The sequence below is a fragment of the Vibrio sp. SNU_ST1 genome, assembly GCF_030563405.1.
GTDB lineage: Bacteria > Pseudomonadota > Gammaproteobacteria > Enterobacterales > Vibrionaceae > Vibrio.
On record NZ_CP130749.1, the window covers coordinates 151192 to 170663 of the forward strand.

At 44.6% G+C, this 19472-nt stretch carries 13 protein-coding genes; 5 read left to right on the top strand and 8 right to left on the bottom strand.

Going from position 1 to position 19472, the window contains the following annotated elements:
* Positions 1-287: 287 nt before the first annotated feature.
* The 3 genes from Q5H80_RS15050 to Q5H80_RS15060 form a co-directional block, all read right to left on the bottom strand.
* A complete protein-coding gene (locus tag Q5H80_RS15050; RefSeq protein ID WP_304570235.1) occupies positions 288-3149 on the bottom strand; it encodes an amylo-alpha-1,6-glucosidase in 2862 nt (953 codons plus the stop codon).
* A 31-nt stretch (positions 3150-3180) separates the two neighbouring features.
* On the bottom strand, positions 3181-4359 hold the full coding sequence (malE, locus tag Q5H80_RS15055) for a maltose/maltodextrin ABC transporter substrate-binding protein MalE (protein ID WP_004732148.1): 1179 nt from the start codon (positions 4357-4359) through the stop codon (positions 3181-3183).
* A gap of 366 nt (positions 4360-4725) precedes the next feature.
* Positions 4726-6357, bottom strand: a complete 1632-nt coding sequence (locus tag Q5H80_RS15060; RefSeq protein ID WP_304570236.1) for an alpha-glucosidase — start codon at positions 6355-6357, stop codon at positions 4726-4728.
* Positions 6358-6551: 194 nt separating this feature from the next.
* Here Q5H80_RS15060 and Q5H80_RS15065 point away from each other — a divergent pair, with 194 nt between their 5' ends.
* Positions 6552-7469: a LysR family transcriptional regulator gene (locus tag Q5H80_RS15065; protein ID WP_304570237.1), complete on the top strand. Its 918-nt coding sequence runs from the start codon at positions 6552-6554 to the stop codon at positions 7467-7469.
* A 129-nt stretch (positions 7470-7598) separates the two neighbouring features.
* On the opposite strand, the gene Q5H80_RS15070 is transcribed toward Q5H80_RS15065, so the two are convergent.
* The 4 genes from Q5H80_RS15070 to pulA form a co-directional block, all read right to left on the bottom strand.
* Entirely contained in the window at positions 7599-7844 is a 246-nt protein-coding gene (locus Q5H80_RS15070) for a hypothetical protein (RefSeq protein ID WP_304570238.1), read from the bottom strand.
* Positions 7845-8137: 293 nt separating this feature from the next.
* A complete protein-coding gene (locus Q5H80_RS15075; protein WP_304570239.1) occupies positions 8138-8677 on the bottom strand; it encodes a hypothetical protein in 540 nt (179 codons plus the stop codon).
* 502 nt (positions 8678-9179) lie between these two features.
* Positions 9180-10946: an alpha-amylase family protein gene (locus Q5H80_RS15080; RefSeq protein ID WP_304570240.1), complete on the bottom strand. Its 1767-nt coding sequence runs from the start codon at positions 10944-10946 to the stop codon at positions 9180-9182.
* Between the two features lie 254 nt (positions 10947-11200).
* Positions 11201-14914: a pullulanase-type alpha-1,6-glucosidase gene (gene pulA / locus Q5H80_RS15085; protein ID WP_304570242.1), complete on the bottom strand. Its 3714-nt coding sequence runs from the start codon at positions 14912-14914 to the stop codon at positions 11201-11203.
* Positions 14915-15292: 378 nt separating this feature from the next.
* Here pulA and Q5H80_RS15090 point away from each other — a divergent pair, with 378 nt between their 5' ends.
* Positions 15293-15682: a DUF1294 domain-containing protein gene (locus Q5H80_RS15090; protein ID WP_304570244.1), complete on the top strand. Its 390-nt coding sequence runs from the start codon at positions 15293-15295 to the stop codon at positions 15680-15682.
* Between the two features lie 52 nt (positions 15683-15734).
* Here Q5H80_RS15090 and Q5H80_RS15095 read toward each other — a convergent pair whose 3' ends face one another.
* Entirely contained in the window at positions 15735-16319 is a 585-nt protein-coding gene (locus Q5H80_RS15095; RefSeq protein WP_304570246.1) for a LysE family translocator, read from the bottom strand.
* Between the two features lie 141 nt (positions 16320-16460).
* On the opposite strand from Q5H80_RS15095, the gene Q5H80_RS15100 reads away from it, so the two are divergent.
* The 3 genes from Q5H80_RS15100 to Q5H80_RS15110 all read left to right on the top strand — a co-directional run bounded on the left by Q5H80_RS15100 (position 16461) and on the right by Q5H80_RS15110 (position 19387).
* Entirely contained in the window at positions 16461-16901 is a 441-nt protein-coding gene (locus Q5H80_RS15100) for an Lrp/AsnC family transcriptional regulator (RefSeq protein WP_009845852.1), read from the top strand.
* Between the two features lie 26 nt (positions 16902-16927).
* Complete coding sequence (locus Q5H80_RS15105) at positions 16928-17857, top strand: LysR family transcriptional regulator (RefSeq protein WP_304570250.1); 930 nt, start codon at positions 16928-16930, stop codon at positions 17855-17857.
* A gap of 294 nt (positions 17858-18151) precedes the next feature.
* Positions 18152-19387, top strand: coding sequence for a tetratricopeptide repeat protein (locus tag Q5H80_RS15110; RefSeq protein WP_304570752.1), 1236 nt, complete (start codon positions 18152-18154; stop codon positions 19385-19387).
* The last annotated feature ends 85 nt before the right edge of the window (positions 19388-19472 follow it).

Sequence of the window (19472 nt, forward strand, 5' to 3'; positions counted from 1 at the left end):
AGTAGCTTAGATAGAACGCTCCTTTAAAGGGGCGTTTTTTGTATCCAATGACCATATATATGGGCACGAATGAAGCTCGTGAAGATATAAGCGTAGATTTTTCTGATGTCTATCTTAGTGATTCCAGAGAAATAAATACGTTACTCACTAAAAAGTCGAACGTGGCGCTGTTTTATTAAGAAGGCCTAACTCCGTTTTGTCTTCGTAAACGGTGTATTAGGCCTTTTTCTATCGCTTTATACGCTCAAAGCTCAATAGCTCAATAGCTCAATAACTCCACAGCCACGCTAGTCTTTGGCTGCTGACAATTTTTGCTTATTGCGTTTATTCAACAAGTAGTCCTTGCTCATCAAGCTGTTGTGTTGCCTTGCAAAGTCGGGCTTGGCAAACTGTAAATCGCGTAAGATGGCGTTATTTGGCTTTGGCTGAATCTCAAACTGCGCTTGTTTGTCGTTAGCCGTGACCTGTTGTTGGTGACTGTCGATCATGATCTCCAACGATTGTGTTAATGGTGTCGAGATGACGGCAACAGACTCATGGTTTATGTCTAGCGTAAGCACCAATGTGATTTCGGGACTTACCGTATCTTCTCGATTTGACTGAATCTTGTAGCGAGAAATACCACGCTCAGATTCAAATGACAGTCGTAGCTGGTTTCCTTGACCAAAAGGCAACGAAGCCACTAATTCGCTCCAACAACTTGGGAAATTTGGTGTTAGGTGTATCTGATTGTCCAATAAGCGTGGGCAATATCCCAAATAGTCCTGTTGCGCGTTACGAGCGTATTCTGAAACAGACCAGGCCTGAGCAAACGTCCCTGATTCTACAAGGTCGCGGTCACTTTCTTGAAAAGCATCCAAATTCTCACTCATTGTCCCTCTACAGCCTTGTGTAAGGATCTGTTTTGCCAAGTTTTTGGATAGTTGGTAACTGAGATCTTGCTGCTTAAACTTATTGAGCGCCGTAATGGTAAAGCCCGCATTCCACCCCCAGATCGTCCCGTTGTGATAAGCCGCGTCCTTGTGGTACATAGCTTGATTGTCGTGATAAGGATGAAAATCGACATGCTCTTGTTGTAACGAGCAGATGCCCCATGGGAACAATAGCGTTTCTACCGCGTTCTTGACGATGTATTGCTCTCTTTCACTCTGATTAAGCGGACTTTTCTGAGGAATTGAAATCGTCATCAACTGATTCGGGCGCACGCTATAATCAGGCACATCGCCTTGCGATAAATGATCGGCTAAGCGATGGTTTTTATCATCCCAAAACTTAGTGGCGAAATTCTCTTTCACTTTTCCGGCTTGGATTGTCCAGCTCTTTTCTGATTCAGGGTCGCCAACCAGATTAGCGAGTTGAATCGCGCAGTTTAGGCTTTCAAACCACAAAGCCTGGATGTCATTGGCTTTAGGCCCGCGAGGAGACCAAGGTGTCTTCCCATCAATTTTTGCATCCATCCACGTATCAGGGTGGCGATGTGCCATCAAGCTATCTTTATTCAAATAGTCTTCATTTAAGCAATCTTTATTCAAGTAGTGTTTTTCGACACCCGTGATGAAACGCTTGATAGTGGGATAAATGGCCTTAGCGAACGCCACATCGCCAGAGTAGTTGATGTACTCAAGGGCTTCACGAATCATCCAAGGAGTACCATCGGTGGTGTTATAAATGATGTTCGTTTTACTGGTTACTCGGTTCGGTATTCGCCCGTAATTCGCGGAATTTTCGTCGAGCATCTGCATGGACGCAAAGTTTTCAATGATCTCTTTTGCTTCACTAAACAGCCCATTGACCAAGCTTGTGCCCGACAAGGCGATAAAGGTATCGCGACCCCAACAGTCCTTAAACCAAGGTAAGCCAGCCCATATGCCCGTGCCGAACTCATGACTTACAAAGGTACGGCTTGCAAGGCGCGACCACATAACCGCTTGGTTGTATTCAAGGTCGTTGGTCCACAAATAATTATTGGTTAAGAACTCATAAATCCGCTGTTGGTGAAGAACGTGTTCGTTATTTTTGACCGCTTGATTAACCAATGAACTAGCGGCTTTAAGGGTTTCAGCAAAGCCGAGGTAGACGATGAGTTCAGTTTGGTTATCTGACGTCGTGAGCATGAGTTTTGCGTTGCTCTCTGAGAGCTGAACTAGGTCGCGAAGTTCAGGGTGAGCATTTAGCGAGATCTCTCGTGCATGTACAGGATGATTGCTTGCGATGGCGACAAATCTTGGGCAGCCATCTGGGCAAACTTGAGGGCTGAGTTCTATGACGATATTTGAGTCTGAAATGTGAACTTTAGAGTGAGTCGTCGGTACGTTGAGTTCTGGAATTAGGCTTAAAGCGCTCGGTTTGTTGGACGAAACCGTAAGCGATACAAGTCTAGAACCTTGAATCAGGCTCAGCGACTCTCGACTATTCTCATAATGATGTTCAATACCATAAGGCGTCAGGCTGGCACGCTTAGCCTCTAACTTGTTATTGAGCTTGCCGTCGATATAGCTGGCGAAGGTTCCCAGTATCCAACCTTGGTGGTGACGATACTTACCACCGTTTACATAGCTATAGGTTGCTCCATGATAGTAACCATCGACATTATCCCCGAACACAAACGGGAATGACCGTGTCTCTGAGATGGTGAGCTTTTGGAATAGTTGGTCATGTGGCATTGCAAATTCAGGGTGTTGCCAGAGAGGCAGCGTCTCCTCTGTCTCAACCGCTATCAGACGTGTGTTAACAGGCTCTCGTTGAGGTGTTGATAGATCATTGTATTCCCCCTTGGTTACAGTGATCGTTGGCGTCGAAGAGCCGAATTGAACCTTCAAGGAGTATTGACCAGCGACAGCAGGAGAGAGCAGCAGATCATTGCCAATACCTTGTGTGTTGATAAGCGGCATTGCTTGTTCGAATTCGCAGAGTGTGGCTTCACTTTCATGCCCTGAAAGCGTCCATTGTTTGGTGCCATCTAAATCCGAAATTTTGAAGCGATAAAGGTCGGTAGATAAGCATAGGTTTGCTCGATAGGAGCCGTCTTGCTCTTTGAACAATGGGGTGTCTAACCCCCAACCATTGAACGTACCTTTTAGGTAAAGAGTAGGGATTTGCATAGCGAGTTGATTTCCAAAACAAAAAAGGCACAGCATGCGCTGTGCCAAAGGACAATAGGATATTAATATGAGGAAAGGGTTATTTGGTAATTTGTTTCGCTGCTGTGTCTAGCGCTTCTCTAACGGTTTGCTTACCCTGCATCGCGTTATCGATAGCCGCACCTTCAGCGAACCAGTAAGCCGTCATTTGCGGAATATTTGGCATGATTTCGCCGTTTTCAGCATTCGTCATGGTTGATTTGATGCGATCATCGCTCTCAAGAATTTTTTGGAATGATTTTAGTGTCACCGCGCCAAGAGGCTTGTCATCATTCATGGTTTTCAGAGCGTCGTCTTGGAATAGGTAGTTTTCTAAGAACTCGACAGCAAGATCAGTATTTGGACTCGCAGCATTGATACCCGCACTTAGGATTCCAACAAATGGGTTACCTTTACCGCCATTTAATGTCGGCAGTTCCGCAACACCATAATTAACACCAAGCTTGTCTAAGTTACCCCAAGACCAAGGGCCATTGATGGTCATTGCCACATTGCCATTGGTGAATTCTGCTTCTGCGACTGAGTAATCCATGTTCGGGTTAACTACCCCTTGGTTTACCATATCAACTAAGAATTGAAGGCCGCGAACACCCGCTGCATTGTTAACACCTGTGCTTTTTGCGTCATAGCCTGTTGCTGTTTTTTCAAACGCGAAGGCACCACCGGCAGAGATCATCGGCCATGTGAAGTACGCATTTTTCACATCCCACATGATGGCTTTTTTGTTTTGCTTAGCCATCTCTTTCTGAATGGCAGCAAGCTCTTCCCATGTTTTTGGTGGGTTTGGAAGTAGGTCTTTGTTGTAGATTAGAGAAGGTGCTTCGATTGCTAGAGGGTAGCCCACAACTTTACCGTTGACTGTCACCGCATCCCAACTGAAGTCGACAAGCTTTTCTTTGAATTCTTTACTTGGATTAAGCTCGTGAAGTAGGCCTGATTCTGCGTAGCCACCAAAACGGTCGTGTGCCCAGAAAATGATGTCAGGGCCGCCGCCTGTTGCTGCGTGTTGTTGGAATTTAGCTTCCAGTGAGTCTGGGTACTGAACGTTAATTTTTACACCGGTATCTTCTTCGAATTGTTTACCAATTTCAGCAAGACCGGCATAACTTTTATCGCCATTGATCCAGATTGTGATTTCACCTTCTTCCATAGCAAAAGCCGGTGCATTGAAAAGAGCAGCAAGGGTACAAATAGACAGTGTTTTCAATAGAGGTTTCATAGTTTCATTCCATATTCAGAAGGTTATCCATAACGATAATCACTTCTATCAGTTCTTATTATCTGAGAGTGATTTTAGCGATTTCCTCTCTTCTTGAGAAATAGGTAAACAGGTGGGAGATATAGTAAAAATCTATATCATTATGGTGAGCCTAGTATTTTGGAGGCAGCAAGCAGCTTTTGTGATGTTGAACATGAAAAGAAATGTGAAGACGGGCTCAAACTATTTTTGGGTGATGAAAGCCATCCAAAAATAAGCGCTAGGTTGCTTAGGTTAAGATGTGAAATGTTGGAGAGAATCGATGGCTTTGGTCAATAAAAAAGGCAAGGAGAACCTTGCCTTTGGTGGGTTGAATTTAACGTATGATTACAATTTTACAGCAAATGATTCATACGGTGCCAGTTCAAGCTTGGCTGACAACTCAGTGACCGTTTGATAGTTATTGATCAGACAATCAAGCGTCTGAGTTTGGTATTGTTCAGGCATATCCAGTGTCAGGTTGTCGTTTGAGAAATTACAAACTACAAACAGCTTTTCGCCATCCAGTTCTCTCACGTAAGCAAATACTTGGTCATGTTCTTTAAAAACAGGAATGAATGAACCGTAAACAATCGCTGGGTGAGCTTTTCGTAACTCTATCAATGTCTTGTAATGATAAAATATGGAACTTGGATCAGCCAACGCACTTTCGACGTTGATCTCTGGGTAGTTTGGGTTCAGCTCAATCCAAGGTGTTCCGTCAGAGAAGCCTGCATTAGTTTGGTTGTTCCAGTGCATTGGTGTTCTAGCGTTGTCACGGCTGTTCTCGTGAATGGCGTCCATCATGTGTTCATGAGTGACACCCGATTCCGTTTTTACTTTATAGAAATTGTGCGTTTCAATATCTTTATATTGGTCTAGGTTGTCAAAAGCGACATTGGTCATTCCAATCTCTTCACCTTGATAAATGTAAGGTGTGCCTTTTAAGAAGTGCAAACAGGTCGCCAGCATTTTTGCTGACTCAACTCGGAAATGTTTGTCATCACCGTATTTTGAAACCAAACGTGGTAAATCGTGGTTATTCCAGAATAGGGAATTCCAGCCACCATCGGCCAGCTCAAGCTGCCACTTGGTCAGAACATTTTTGAACTCTCGAAGATCAAGCGGAATAGGGTTCCATTTGTCACCGTTTTCCCATGTCAGGGTAATGTGCTCAAATTGGAATACCATAGAAAGTTCATTTCTATCTTGTCCACTGTATAGCTTGGCTATTTCTGGTGTCGCGCCCCAAGTTTCTCCTACGGTTAACAAATCCTTGTTCCCAAAGGTCGCCTGGTTCATTTGTTGTAATAGCTTGTGCAGCCTTGGCCCGTTCCCAGTGATTCTTTTATCGATTTCTTTACCGATAAGATCAATAACATCTAAGCGGAAGCCGCCGATGCCAAGGTCAATCCACCAGTTCATCATAGTATGAACTTCTTCTTGAACCTTCGGGTTTTCCCAGTTCAAATCGGGCTGACGTTTCGAAAATAGATGGAAGTAATATTGCTGTGTGAGTTCATCCCACTGCCAAGCGCTTCCGCCAAAGATAGAGCCTTGGTCATCCGGTGCACTGCCATCCGGTTTAGCATCGCGCCAAATGTAATAGTCTCGATACGGATTGCCTTTTGAAGAGCGTGCTTGTTCAAACCAACGGTGCTCATCTGACGTATGGTTTACCACGAGGTCCATAACAATCTTAATGTCACGTTTCTTCGCTTCGTCCATCAGGCGTTTCATCTCTTCCATCGTGCCAAACTCTTCAGCAATCGCTTGGTAGTCGGAGATGTCGTAGCCATTATCGTCCATTGGAGATTGATAAACAGGAGAGAGCCAAATGACATTAATGCCCAGTTCTTTGAGGTAATCGAGTTTGCTGATGATTCCATTTAGGTCACCGATACCGTCATTATTCGAGTCTAAAAAGCTACGCGGGTAAATTTGGTAGACCACTGCGTCATGCCACCATTTCTGTTCCATCTCAATGTCCAATTAATAAGTTAATTGACCCTACTATAGTGATTTCATCTTACACTGGGAAATAGCATTACTAATGCTCTCTATAGAAAAATCCTATATCATGAGAGCTATCCACTGCGCACTGTGTTCAGTGGTTTAATTTGTTGAATTTCTAACCTCGCATTTTGTGATCGAATGCAAACTAAGAGAATCCTATGAACAAGCTATACCGATACTTTCTGATGGTAGCGCATACAGGCAGCATTAAAGGTGCAGCAGAAAAGCTGAATATTAGCCAACCCTCCTTGACCGCTGCGATCAAGAAATTAGAGAGTGATGTTGGTGTGGCTATTTTTACTCGCAAGTCAAAAGGCGTTGAGCTTACCGAGTACGGATTGTTGTTTCGGGAGTTTGCACAAGAGCAGCAAGAAAAGCATCTGTCTTTAATGCATCGCTTTACCGACATGCAGCAGCGCCAATCAGGTAAATTGAAGCTCGGCACTGGGGAAGCTTGGTGGGAACAATTTGTTTGCAAGGCGGTGGATGAATACAAGCAACAAGAACAAATGGGCTCGCTACATTTAGAGTTCGGTAACAACTTGTCTTTGATGCACCACTTGGTTCAAGGTGATATCGACTTGTTTGTTGGCCATGAAATCTACGGGCTGCATGAGAGATGCAAAGTAACGTTTTATCCACTCTTTCAAGACAAAGAAGCGGTGTTTGTTCGAGCCAACCATCCATTGTTAACGAAGAAACACTTAGACTCGAGTTTGTTAAGGCGTGAGACATTAGCGTTTCCAATACTTCAAGTGACCCCCGATCACTCTCGACATAATTCTGTACTGTCTGATCACGTAAATTCACAGCCTGGCGGGCGTGATACTGAGGTGGTTGGGCGAGATGTCTATGATGTTGACTCTCTTTTTGCGAGTTTAGATATGTTAAGAATGTCTGATGCTGTCATGCCATACAGCCATAAAATGTGTGACTGGATGAAAGATAAAGGCTTCGAAACCTTACTGATTGATGATTCTAAGCTCGGAAACGTTGGCCTTTACGCGAAACAGGGAGCGGAAGACCTCAAGATTAAGACGTTCATTGAGATCTTACAAAAAGCCAACTTTGATTAAGCTAGAAGCCAGAAAGTGCGGAGAAAGTAGGGACGCGCAGTGGCGTTAAGGCGATTAGCATCATCGTGTGCTGCTCAGGGCAGCTAATCTATTGGTTACTGAACGTGATAGGCCGCTCTAGCCATTCGCTTACTCTTTGGTCTGGTGACCTGTTTTCTTCGCAAACTTTTGCATCGCTTCAGCAAAGGTTGTTGCCCCACCTTTGGTTTGTACCTGTACTACCTTATACCCCAATTTTTCTAGCGCTTGGCGCTCTGCTAAAACAGCGTCATCGTCTTGCTGGCTGCCCTGTGCTGGCTGATGAAGGTAACACCCTTCGAGTTGACCATCTTCGACCAGTTGGTGGTGTTTCAGTGCATTGATATCAAAATTCATAATCAGTCTTTTCGTGTAAATGGGGAATACCTTTGGCAAAGCCCGCAAGTATCTATAATTCGATTGTTTGTACCATAAGGCATTTTAACCATAAAAAGCGAATGGAAAAACAGTAAACCAGTGGAATGTAATCGGGAGCGGTTAATCTTAGAAAGGGAGTGAGGTAACAGAGATCGTGCTGGCTCGTTTTTGGACAAAGGCGAGTCAGGCGCTTTATTAATTTAGCGACTAATGAATAACTTTAAATATGGAAAATCCAAGCGCTACTGAGAATTTAGTAGTTGATGGGACACCTATGCCACTAAGTAAAGCTTAACCATAAAATCCTCTAAATCTTTTGCAACAACATCCAACATTTTCTTTTCGGATTGCTGAAGAACTACCGCATGATAAGAAAACTTATTGCGCAATTGTTGGTAGTTCAATTGATAGCTTTTCCCGCTCAATATTGTTTCAATCGGATTACCGTATCCTTTGAAAAAGCCGAGCAGACCAGACCTTTGGTCTAAGCTAATCTTCATAGATGCCGCAACATTTACAACATCCTGATAATCATCACAAAACTGTCGTAGTAGAGTTTGATAGTCAGATTGACATGTATGAAACCCGCTATCTAAGGCTATGGTTGTTTTCAATTCATTGATTTGCTCAAAGATCGAAGACAAACTTAGATAAAGAGTTGATACATCTATCTGAGCAATTTGTCCCACATTCCGCTTATAGTAGCGCTCGTTTAAGTCAAAGTTTTTTGTAGGTTTTTTAGTTTCCTCAACAATCTTCATCATCAAGTTCTTGAACAAGCTCAATACATCGTTTGGATCGCTCAACTCCATTTCCCCCACCCAGCCAAAACTTTACATACATAGTGAAACATTAGATAAATTTGGTCAAATAGGAATGACTACGAATGTTACGAATAAAAGATCTAAGCAGATAAGGGGCAAAGATAAGTCAGACGAGAGTTGACTGAACTGGAGATAGACAGATGAGCGTTATCGTTGGTGGCGATATTATTGTCCTTACTCCGCTGAAAAGGCAAATAAACAAGCTGTTTGGACGTCATTTTGGCGTAATTTAATAAATATAGTAGTGAGCGCATGGGCGCTTATGTAAATTACAGGAGTATTTAACATGATCATATACATACCATTGAACGCAAGTGAGGCCCCACAGAGCACAAAGGATGCTCGGTTGGTATTTTATACCCAGAGTATCGCAGTGTTTATTTTGCAATAACTCAGAGCGCACATTAGTGCGCTCCTATCCGAAGACGACGTTAAGTTCTTTTTCCTCTTATTTAACGCCGTCATAGTCAGTTACTTTTTGAATGGTCGGTTAGAGGGGTAACACCCAAGCGAAAGCGGCTAGGGGTTTTAATTCTGCACAGAAGTAACCGACACCGTTTTCCACATACAGCGTCTGTTGTTGGACGCCTTCAATATGTTGTTTGAGCGTATAGCTTCCGTCAGCAATGCCTAGTTTTTGAATAACCTCTGCCGTCACCTTCAACTGGATGTGGTCCGTTTTGCTTTGGCTGAAGTTAGCCGCGGCGATAACCAGTTCTTGATTATCAAAACGCAAGAAAGCATAAACAGAATCACTTAGCTGATTGGGCTGGTGTAAATCTTGGTACGCTCCGGTCATTGATGAATGGTTCAATGAAAACGTCATCACTTGTTGGTAGAAGAGTCTGAGCTGCTTTTCATCATCGTTGAGCTGCCCACCATCGAACTTTCCTCCGTTCATCCATTTTTGATGTTGAGGAACACCGATGTAGTCAAATATAGACGTGCGAGAAGGTTGCCCAAAGCCTGCGTTCTCTGCGCCCGGTTCGCCGACTTCTTGTCCGAAGTAAATCATGGTGGGAGAGCTACTTAATAGCGCACTGACTAACATGGCTGGTTTGGCGATGTGTGGGTTACCAACAAACTCAGGAGACGCGACACGCTGCTCATCGTGGTTGTCTAAGAAGTGCATCATGTGGTGTTCGATGTCCATCATTTGATGTTGGATCTCAGGGATGATTGCCGTTGAAGCCTTACCTTGCATGATTGCTTTTAGGCCGTCGTAAAGATCGACTTTGTCATACAGGTAGTCCATTTTACCCAAGCGAATGTAATCACGATAAAGGTCCGGTTGATACACTTCCGCCATCAAAAAGGCGTCTTGATTCTTTACTTTGATTGATGAATTGAGATAGCTCCAGAATTCGACCGGTACCATCTCTGCCATATCGTAGCGAAATCCATCGACGCCTTTTTCTAACCAATATAAGGCGATGTCTCGAAACTTAATCCATGAATCCGGCACATCAACTTGCTGCCAGAAATGGTAGTGGGCGAGGTGATCACGCATCGCATAATCATTCTGTAACTTGGGGAAGTCTTTTGAACCGTCTGGTCGCACGCCATAGTTAATCTTTACGGTTTCATACCAATCGTCGAAGTTAGGTTTGCTCAAGCGCGATCCGTTTCCTGTCCATTTGGCCGGGGATTCAAGAAACGGTGAGGCTAAATTCGGGTGTTGTTCGCCACCAAGAGGAATGAACGCAGGTTCGATCTCGGGCAGTTCAAATGTGCTGTCAGGAATGTAATAGAAGTTATTGTTGCGATGATACTCAACCGTCGTGTCATCTTGATCTCCAAAGTCACGTACGCCCTCTGGGTTATTCAAGCCTTGGTAATTACGGGCAATGTGGTTAGGGACGATATCAATGATGACTTTCAAACCATTGTCATGGCTTCTTTTGATCAAGGCTTCGAATTCCTGTAAACGCTGCTCTGGGTTGTCAGCAAGATCTGGGTTTACTGAGTAGTAATCTTTGACGGCATAAGGTGAGCCAGCCCGTCCTTTTACAACGCTCGGATGGTCGTCTGAGATGCCGATGTGCTTGTAGTCGTTGATCACAGCATGATTTGGTACTCCGGTGTACCAAATATGAGTGATGCCGAGTTCTCTAATTTCTGTCAGCGCTTTATTGGTGAAGTCACTGAACTTGCCCACGCCATTTTGTTCAATGGTTCCCCAAGGTGTGTTCTGTGTATTCTGATTGCCGAACAAACGGGTAAAAACTTGATAGATTGAATGTTTCTTGTTGTACATACTTATATTCCATCTCGAGAAGTGGAGCTGTAGGGCTTTGTCGTTGAAGCTGTGTTAGACGTTATATTCGATATAGAAGTTATCGTTAGGAGGCTAGCTTAATCAGAATGCGGCTTTATCCTCCTTGGATAAGAAATTCGGGGCGTAGTTGCTGTTGTATGTGAGCGGCTGCTCAAAAAAGGGGAGGTTAATACCTCCCCTCGCTCCCCCCAAACAAAACAAATTCGTCTGGGATGATTATGTGAATGTGAAGCTTATTGTTTCGTCACAGATACCACAGCTTTTTCTGCGCTGTTATTGAGTTGATGAATCGCATTCAGTGTGAATGTGTAGTTGCCGGCTTCGGTTACATTCAACTTACAGTCGCCTTCGCTGCCAATGTTGATCGAGCCCTGAGCTAGGTCGACGGAGTTACAGCCAAAGTTTGGTGTTTTCCATTCGGCATCTGCAAACTTGAAGCCGTACTCACCCACAGCCAAAGCGCCACTAACAGAGTAAACGCCGTTACCAACGAAGCTCATCGTCCAAGCGTCCGTCGGGTTCCATCCGTTCATTGCACCACGTACATAGACGGTCGTTTTGCCATATGGCGGAATCTTAGATACGTCCTTTTGTGAGTTATCAACCGATAATCCAGCACCTTGTGATGCGCCTTGAGTTTGCACAAATACCGCGGTGGTTAATGGCGGAACGGTGAAGGTCTCAGCGGAAAAGGTGGCGCCTTTCACGATGTCATCGGCAGAGTTCTGCTGAATGGTATGGAGTGTAAAGCCCGTCGCTCCCGTGATCTTGAATGATTGAGATTTACTCGTTGAGTTTATAACAACCACAATGGCATCAGCGGTTGGATCTAGGTCTTTGCCCGTGGAGATTCCGTCATCAATAGACATCACGATCAGACCTTCGATTTGATCTTTGCCCACATTGCGGAAATCGACACGCTTCATGACTTCTTCTGCTGTGTCTAAGCGGAACAGTTCACTTGAGCTGCGGATTTTTAACAGTTCTAGGAATTGCTGCTTGGTTAGGTCAATGTCCTCTTTTACTGGTTTAGCTGTGCTGTCGGCAATTATGGTTTTGATGAGTTCCCAGTTGGCGCCATCTTTGTCTTTTCGGGGTAAGCCAACATTCCAGTTATTGTCAGTACCATCAAACATCACCCGGTTGTACCAATCGCCAGAGTCGTAAGAATCACGCTGCATCGATTTAGAACGTAACAGTTCAGACCCCATGTGGATGAATGGAATGCCTTGGCCCAACATTACCGTAGAGAGTGATACCGACTGCATGCGCGCGCGTTCTGCAGAGCTTGTACCTTCGGCGATTTTGTAAGCGTTGTTATCCCAAAGAGTTTGGTTATCGTGCTTGGAAACGTAAGAGATGTTCTCTGATGGCATTTTGGTGTAGCCGGCCGGTGCACCGTTGTAGTCGACGTTTTTACCCAGTTTGGTATCGCCTTTGTAATCCAGTAATACGTATTCGGCTAAGTTCCCCGCCATGCCTAAGCGCACGAGATCTTGGTTGTGTAAACGACCGTTGACTGAATCTTGATCAACCTTGGTCTCTTCGTTGGCAAACGCGGCGTTACCGAAGCCTTGGTTAAAACGAAGTGGGTGCTTACCTTCTGAATCGACACCGCCATCAAACGGGCTACCGCCTCGTACTGCATCACGCAAACGGTCAGAGAAGGTGCCAATTTCGGTGCCTGCCATGTTGATCTGGTTGGCTTGCTCGAAGCGAGCGTTGTTTGCTACTTCGCCAAAGTCCCAACCTTCGCCATAGAACAGGGTATTTGGGTCGATCTTGCGCACTTCTTTCAATGCCTCGACCATCACGCTTTTTGGCTGGTGGCCCATTAAATCAAAGCGGAAACCATCAACCTGATAGTCGTCAGCCCATACTTTGAGTGAGTCGACCATCAACTTACCCATCATTAGGTTTTCAGTTGCGGTGTTGTCACAACACGTTGAGCTTTCCACGCCACCTGTGTTCACATTCAGGCGGTGATAATACCCAGGGACGATCTTATCCAGTACTGACTTATCGTTCACGCCAGACGCATTGGTATGGTTATAAACCACGTCCATGATCAGTTTAAGATCCATGTCGTGCGCAGCTTTAACCATTTGACGGAATTCAAGAATACGCTTTGAACCGTTAGGATCTGTCGCGTAACTTCCCTCTGGAACTGTGTAATGAAATGGGTCGTAGCCCCAGTTGAAACTATCTAGCATACGCAGATCGTTCATTAGAGCTTGGGCATCGCCTGTTGAAGAGTTATAGCTGTTGAGTACGGTTTCGATGGTTTTGTTTTCATCTTCGGTGCCACATAAAGTAGCGGTTGGTTTTACGTTACAGAGTTTGCCGATAGTGTCGGTGATATCCACGCGGCTCGCGTCATCTTCATTGATGGTGGCGATATCGAATGCAGGTAAGATATGAAGTGTGGTTAAACCAGCATCTTTCAGAGCTTTCAAGTGTTTTACTGACTCACGATCGGCTTCTGTTAGCGCGAGGTACTTGCCGTTTAAGCTTGCTGTACCTAACTTATCACTGAAGCTAAAGTCACGAAGGTGTGATTCGTACAGTACGTGGTCTTCGTCTTTCTTCACCGTTGGGCGCTTATATCCAGTCCAACCTTGTGGCATCAGTGTTACTTCATCAAGGTCAATCACTTGAGAGTATGCTGAATTCTTCGACAAGCCGAGTGAGTATGGGTCGGTCACAAGGCGAGTTTCGATATTGCCTGTGGTTGGGTGATAAACCTTCACTTGGTAACGGTAATAACTGTTCACTGCGTTAGAAATTGAATCCGTTGCCCAAATGCCTGTTTCCAAGCTTTCCGTCATTGGGATCACTTTAGAACTTTGTCGGTCTTCGCTGTAGAGGACGAGTTCAACATCTTGCGCGGTAGGGGCCCAAAGTTTGAAGGTCGTCGTGCTGCCTTCCACAATCGCCCCCAGTGTTTCTCCCATTGCGTTACCGGCCTCTTCGTTGGCAAACACAGCATCAAGTACGCCGGGCTTTTGAACTTCAGTTGAAGAGATAACGTCGCCATTCGCATTATACGCAACAACAACGATCTGAGATTTCAAGATGGTGCGCAGTGTGCTGTCGTCAACATCGATTGATAAAGCGGGTAGGCTTGCTAGGTGACGGAAACGTTCTTTTAATGTAGAGGATAGCTTGCCATCTTTTTTGAGTTCAACGGCCTGCCCACCGACGATTGCCTTATCATCGTTTATCGTGATGCTGTTATCGAGCGCGTAGAACAACTTGAGAGAGTCGGCACCGTCTGCTGCTTCCCAAGCGATCGTCTTTGAGTCCAACCAATGTGCCTTCTGGCCATCAATCTTAACTGGGCGTTCTGAAATCGGCTCGTAGTACAGCGCGCTGCTGCCATGGAAACCGAATACAGATTGAGATTGACTCAGTTTGGTGAGATCAATTTTCGAGTTGGCGCTGCCAAACGCCTTATCGCCGCCATTATGCAAGATGAAGTTGATGCACTTATGAGGGTCGGATGCATCTGGGTCGACTTTCAATACGTAGTAGGCGCCATAGGTATCATTGATGCCCTTGAATTCATAAGGTACATCCCAGTCAGTCCCATTGTCACCTAGTCCCATGCCGACTAAGTCAGTGCTCGTACAACCTTCGCCATTCCAAAGGTGAAGCCCCCAACCGTCGTAGGCCGAGCCAGAAGCGCGAGCCGCTGCAACATCACGTTTGTAATAAATAACAACTTCGTTTTCAGCGGCTTTATATAGACTTGTGCTGTCAGAGTTTGTCTTGCTAGTGTCGCTTCCACAGCCTGCTATCAAGGTCGCGGTGACGAGAGGCAATATTGCCTTGGCTAAAGCTGAACGTTTGAAGCTGTTTGTTTGCGCAATATTGAAGCTCTTTGTTTTTGCAATATTGAAGGTACTTTGTAGAATCTCGTGTTTATTGGTATTTATTTCGTTCACGTTTTGATATCCATATTTTTTACGAAGATGAATATCCTAGGCTTAACGATGCTCCACTATTTGTGACGCTTATGTATTAAGTTATTTTTTAATCCGTAAAAATAGGAAACCTAGTGTCGATGTCACGATTTGTGGTGGTTAACGCGCTTTTTTATTGGTTCAATAGCTCATAAAATACAGTTGGTTAGCCATAGGCGTAGAAGATAGGAGTAGTCGCTAGGGGTGATAACTACGCCTTATTTATGTGAGCTTAGTAGCAGTTCACTCGCAGGTTGTTTTTCCCATCAAAAAAAGTTTGTACTCATTCGCCTCTAATAGCTTTAGTGAGTCTTTAATGTGGAATGGTGACGCTATGTTGTTCATTATCCAAAGGAGTTGATGTTGTCTTCATCTATTCAAATCGCTATTACTTATCTGGTATTGGTAGCGGTATCTGCGTTGTTTTCAGAAAGTTCAAAAGCGCTCTTGGTGTGGTATTTAGTTATCGGAACAGTGACGTTTTTTGTGTACGCGAAGGACAAGAGAGCGGCAATCAATGGTAATTGGCGTGTACCAGAAAAAACTCTGCATATTTTTTCTGTTGCTGGTGGTTGGTTAGGGGCGTTAATTGCTCAAGATAAACTGCGTCATAAAACGCAGAAGCAACCATTTAGATTTGTATTTTTCGTGACGGTGTCACTTAATGTTGTAGCTTTTGTCTGGACGTTAACGCCGAGCGGGCAGGCGACATTTGGTCGTTGGGTTAGTGAGATTATTGGATACTTGTAATGAAATTGATGGCTAGTACTCACTTACTAACCATCATAGAGAAGCTATCTGGTTACAACATCGGAATCGTTGAGGCTAACAGCAAACCTGCCATACCGTAGTTGAAGCTTTTGATGCGGATTGGCGTTGTTAGCCAATGTTGCAGTTGCTTGCCTGCCGCTGTCCAGAATGTCACAGAAGGCAAGTTGGCTAGCGTGAAGATACTGGCGATGACTGCAAGCTCCCACCATGAACTGCCGCTGCTATAGACTGAAATAGCCGTCAGCGCCATCGACCAACCTTTAGGGTTGACCCACTGAAAACTCGCTGCGCCAATGAAAGTCATGGGCTTGTAAGCCTCGTTATTTTTGGCTTTGCCGCTCAATGCTATCTTGATCGCAAGGTACACGAGGTAAGTAAGACTTAGGTATTTCAAGATTTTGTGAGAGACCGGATAGGCGTTAAAAATCCCCATTAAGCCGAAGCCAACCAGCAGCAACATGGCTGCAAACCCCAGAGCAACGCCAAGCATGTGCGGAATGGTACGAGCAAAGCCAACATTGGCTCCTGATGTCATGAGCATGATGTTATTTGGACCTGGTGTGAAGGTCGAGACAAACGCAAACAAGGCAAGTGCGCTAAGTTGTTCTAAAGGCATTGTGATTCTCCAGCAGTAAAATGAACGAAGTGACTGACCGGTCATGACTTTCACGTGTTGAGAAACATAGTAGGTGGAAAGTCAGGCAATTATGTGCTTTTATTTCCTCAATTATCACTTAATGCACAATAATAAGTACTTATGGATAGATTTGACGAAAGGATATTGCAAGAGCTTAAATTGGACGGCAGAATCTCCAACATTGAGCTTTCAGAACGTATAGGATTGTCGGCTTCAGCGACCTTAAGGCGAGTACAGGATCTCGAGCGTAAAGGGATCATTCAAGGTTACCGTGCGGTTCTGGATAATGGCCTGATGGGCGTTGGCTTTATAGCTTATGTTTCGATTGGCTTGTCGAGCCATAGCAAAGCGGCTCAGCTAGAGTTTGAACAGCACGTCAGTATGGAAAAAGAGGTAGTGGAGTGCCACAACATTACTGGTGCCAACGAGTACTTGCTAAGGGTAGAAACAAAAGATCTACCTGGCTATAAGAAGTTTCATGCCGATGTGCTTGGGGAATGTGCTCAGGTGCAATCGATTACGACTATGGTTGTGATGGACACCCCCAAAGATGAACGTTAGTCGAGTTTTATTGTAGGAGAGGCGCAGTGCCAAATACTAATCAGTTGTTGTTGTTCTTAGATGTGGTTCAAGAAGGGTCGTTTACCAAAGCGGCAACTTTACACGATATGGACAACTCATCGCTCTCTAAACAGATCAAAAAGCTTGAGCAAGATTTAGGTGTTCAGTTGCTCAACCGATCTACTCGTTCGTTCTCATTGACGTCGGCAGGGGAAGATATTTTAGCGCAAACCTATGTGTTGAAAGACACGATCAGTCAGATCCAAGGCATTGCAGATTCATACCAGTCTGAACCCAAAGGTGTGCTGCGAATTACTTCACCGATCTATTTTGGCCAGCAATACTTGCAACCTATTATTACTCAGTTCATGAGGAAGTATCCGGATGTTCAGATCGTACTTTCACTAGACGATAAGATCGCCAACATCATTGCCGGGCAGTTTGATATTGCATTTCGCTTCAGTAAGCTGGTTGAATCCAACTTGATTGCCAAGAAGATTGCCGACAGCAACTTCATGCTCGTTGCATCGAACGACTTTGTGAAAGAGCACGGTGAGCCAAAGACGCCACAAGATTTGCTCTCCTTACCTGCGGTTATCTATACCAATGGTGATATGACGGTCGATCACCTGCGGATCAGTGAAGAGCCGCATGGCAACACTTTCCAAAGCTTGACGATTCGTGGCAACTATAAGGTGAGTGATGTTCGCACTATGGTGTCTTGCGTAAAAGATGGCTTAGGTTATGGCTTCCTTGACCAATCAAACTTGTATGCCTCAATGAAAGAACTAGGCTTGGTTACGTTACTTCCTGATTATGCAATCTCGACGGTTGATACGGCGATCTACGCTGTGTATCCGCATCGTAAGCAGACCAAATTGGTGAAAGAGTTCATCACTACAGTTCAAGACTATATTGGCTCTCCGACCATTTGGGAGAAGATGCAGCAAGATTAGCTATGTCGCTATGCCATCAGTCGATCGATATGGTAGATAATATAGGTAAAGCCCCTAGACTTATGAATAAAAAGGGAGCGGGATCACAGCATTAATGGAGTGCCGACGGATAGATACCAGTAGGCTTTTTATCGTTATGTATTCCTGAGATACTGAACAAAATTCATTTTAGGGCGGAACGTTTTAATAACTGCGCTTTTCCCTGTCATTCAAACATACTGCTCGCTATAGGTTGATTGCTTTCCTGTGTAGGGTGCTATTAGCCGAGTTAGGATAAAATATTTTATGAGTACAATGGGAATCGCAATTGGTGCGACCGCTCTTTCGTTAATACTTATTGCTGTTTGGTTGGTCTCTTTGTCGCTAAGAAAAAAGCGCTTGGAACAAGAACGTAAAGCTCGCGCTGTCGCTTACCGAAAAGCGATTGAAAAAGCACGTATCCAAGAGCAAAAAGATCGTCAATTTAAGGCTGAAACTGGGCATGTGCCGTCGATTCTGTATTTGGCGAAAGAGGCCGAACGAGTCAATCTTAAGGAAGCTCTGTATTGGTACGACAAAGCCGCCCATTTAGACAATGTCAACGGCATGTACGGCATTGTTCGCCTGAGTATGAAGTGCAAAGAAGACCTAATTTTAAGAGAAAAGGCCAATTTTTGGCAGCTAGCGATATCAGCACTGGATAATGACCCGCTTGCAAAATTCGAGGTGGGTAAAGCACTCGTGTTTGGTCGCGGAGTTGAGAAAAACCTCCCGAAAGGCAGCGCCTATATTGAAGAGTCTGCAGCTAGTGGTAACACCGAAGCGATGCTTTTTATGGGGGATTGGTGCTTAGATAGAGAGAACCCAGATTATTCTCCAGAAAGCTCTTTCATGTGGTACAGAAAAGCGGCTGAAAAGAATAACCTAGACGGAAAAATCAAATTGGGTATGAGCTATTTGAACGGTGTTGGCGTTGTCGCTAATCATCGTGAAGCGGTTTACTGGTTTGAAACGGCAGCCGAAAAAAACTGTGCAGAAGCGATGTTTAGAGCCGGTGAGGCGTGGATTGACCATGGTGAACACGGTAATGCTATCGCTTATATCTGGTTATTCTTGTCGGCTCATTTTGGCTATGCGGATGCGAGATATTTGAGGGATAAAGTTGGGGGTGATCTTGGGGTTGATGCTGTCGTGGGATTACAGGCTCTGACTAAGCCGATAATGACTAAGCTGACGCAAGAAGCAATCACCAAGCACTCTATCGTTAAAGCACTCAACAAGCTCTACAAACGCGATATCCCAGTGCATAAGAAAGTGAAAGAAGCTTCTGACGAAGAGAGTGATGAGTTAGGTGTCGATAAGGCGGATTTGGATACTGAAGCCTCAAGTGCTCAAGGTTCAAATGCCAATAATCACCAACAGGCGGCTGAAAACCTTGATGGTGACAAGGCAAGCGTGAATCGAGCATCACAAGATAAGCAAGCTAACTCTAATAGCGGTTCTTTGGATTTTAGCCAACCGGCAGTCGAGTCTAATTGGAAGAGCAATTAGTAAACCGTGTTTATGAGTTCTTACCTGTATTCTGAACATGACTGAAACGAGTAGTTCTACAATTTAAAAAATCCAACGATGTTAT

Coding starts and splice junctions, on each gene's coding strand:
- Q5H80_RS15065 (WP_304570237.1), top strand. CDS start 6,552: ATGAACAAGCTATACCGATACTTTCTGATGGTAGCGCATACAGGCAGC.
- Q5H80_RS15080 (WP_304570240.1), bottom strand. CDS start 10,946: ATGTACAACAAGAAACATTCAATCTATCAAGTTTTTACCCGTTTGTTC.
- Q5H80_RS15075 (WP_304570239.1), bottom strand. CDS start 8,677: ATGGAGTTGAGCGATCCAAACGATGTATTGAGCTTGTTCAAGAACTTG.
- Q5H80_RS15060 (WP_304570236.1), bottom strand. CDS start 6,357: ATGGAACAGAAATGGTGGCATGACGCAGTGGTCTACCAAATTTACCCG.
- malE (WP_004732148.1), bottom strand. CDS start 4,359: ATGAAACCTCTATTGAAAACACTGTCTATTTGTACCCTTGCTGCTCTT.
- Q5H80_RS15090 (WP_304570244.1), top strand. CDS start 15,293: ATGTTGTCTTCATCTATTCAAATCGCTATTACTTATCTGGTATTGGTA.
- Q5H80_RS15110 (WP_304570752.1), top strand. CDS start 18,152: ATGGGAATCGCAATTGGTGCGACCGCTCTTTCGTTAATACTTATTGCT.
- Q5H80_RS15100 (WP_009845852.1), top strand. CDS start 16,461: ATGGATAGATTTGACGAAAGGATATTGCAAGAGCTTAAATTGGACGGC.
- Q5H80_RS15095 (WP_304570246.1), bottom strand. CDS start 16,319: ATGCCTTTAGAACAACTTAGCGCACTTGCCTTGTTTGCGTTTGTCTCG.
- Q5H80_RS15070 (WP_304570238.1), bottom strand. CDS start 7,844: ATGAATTTTGATATCAATGCACTGAAACACCACCAACTGGTCGAAGAT.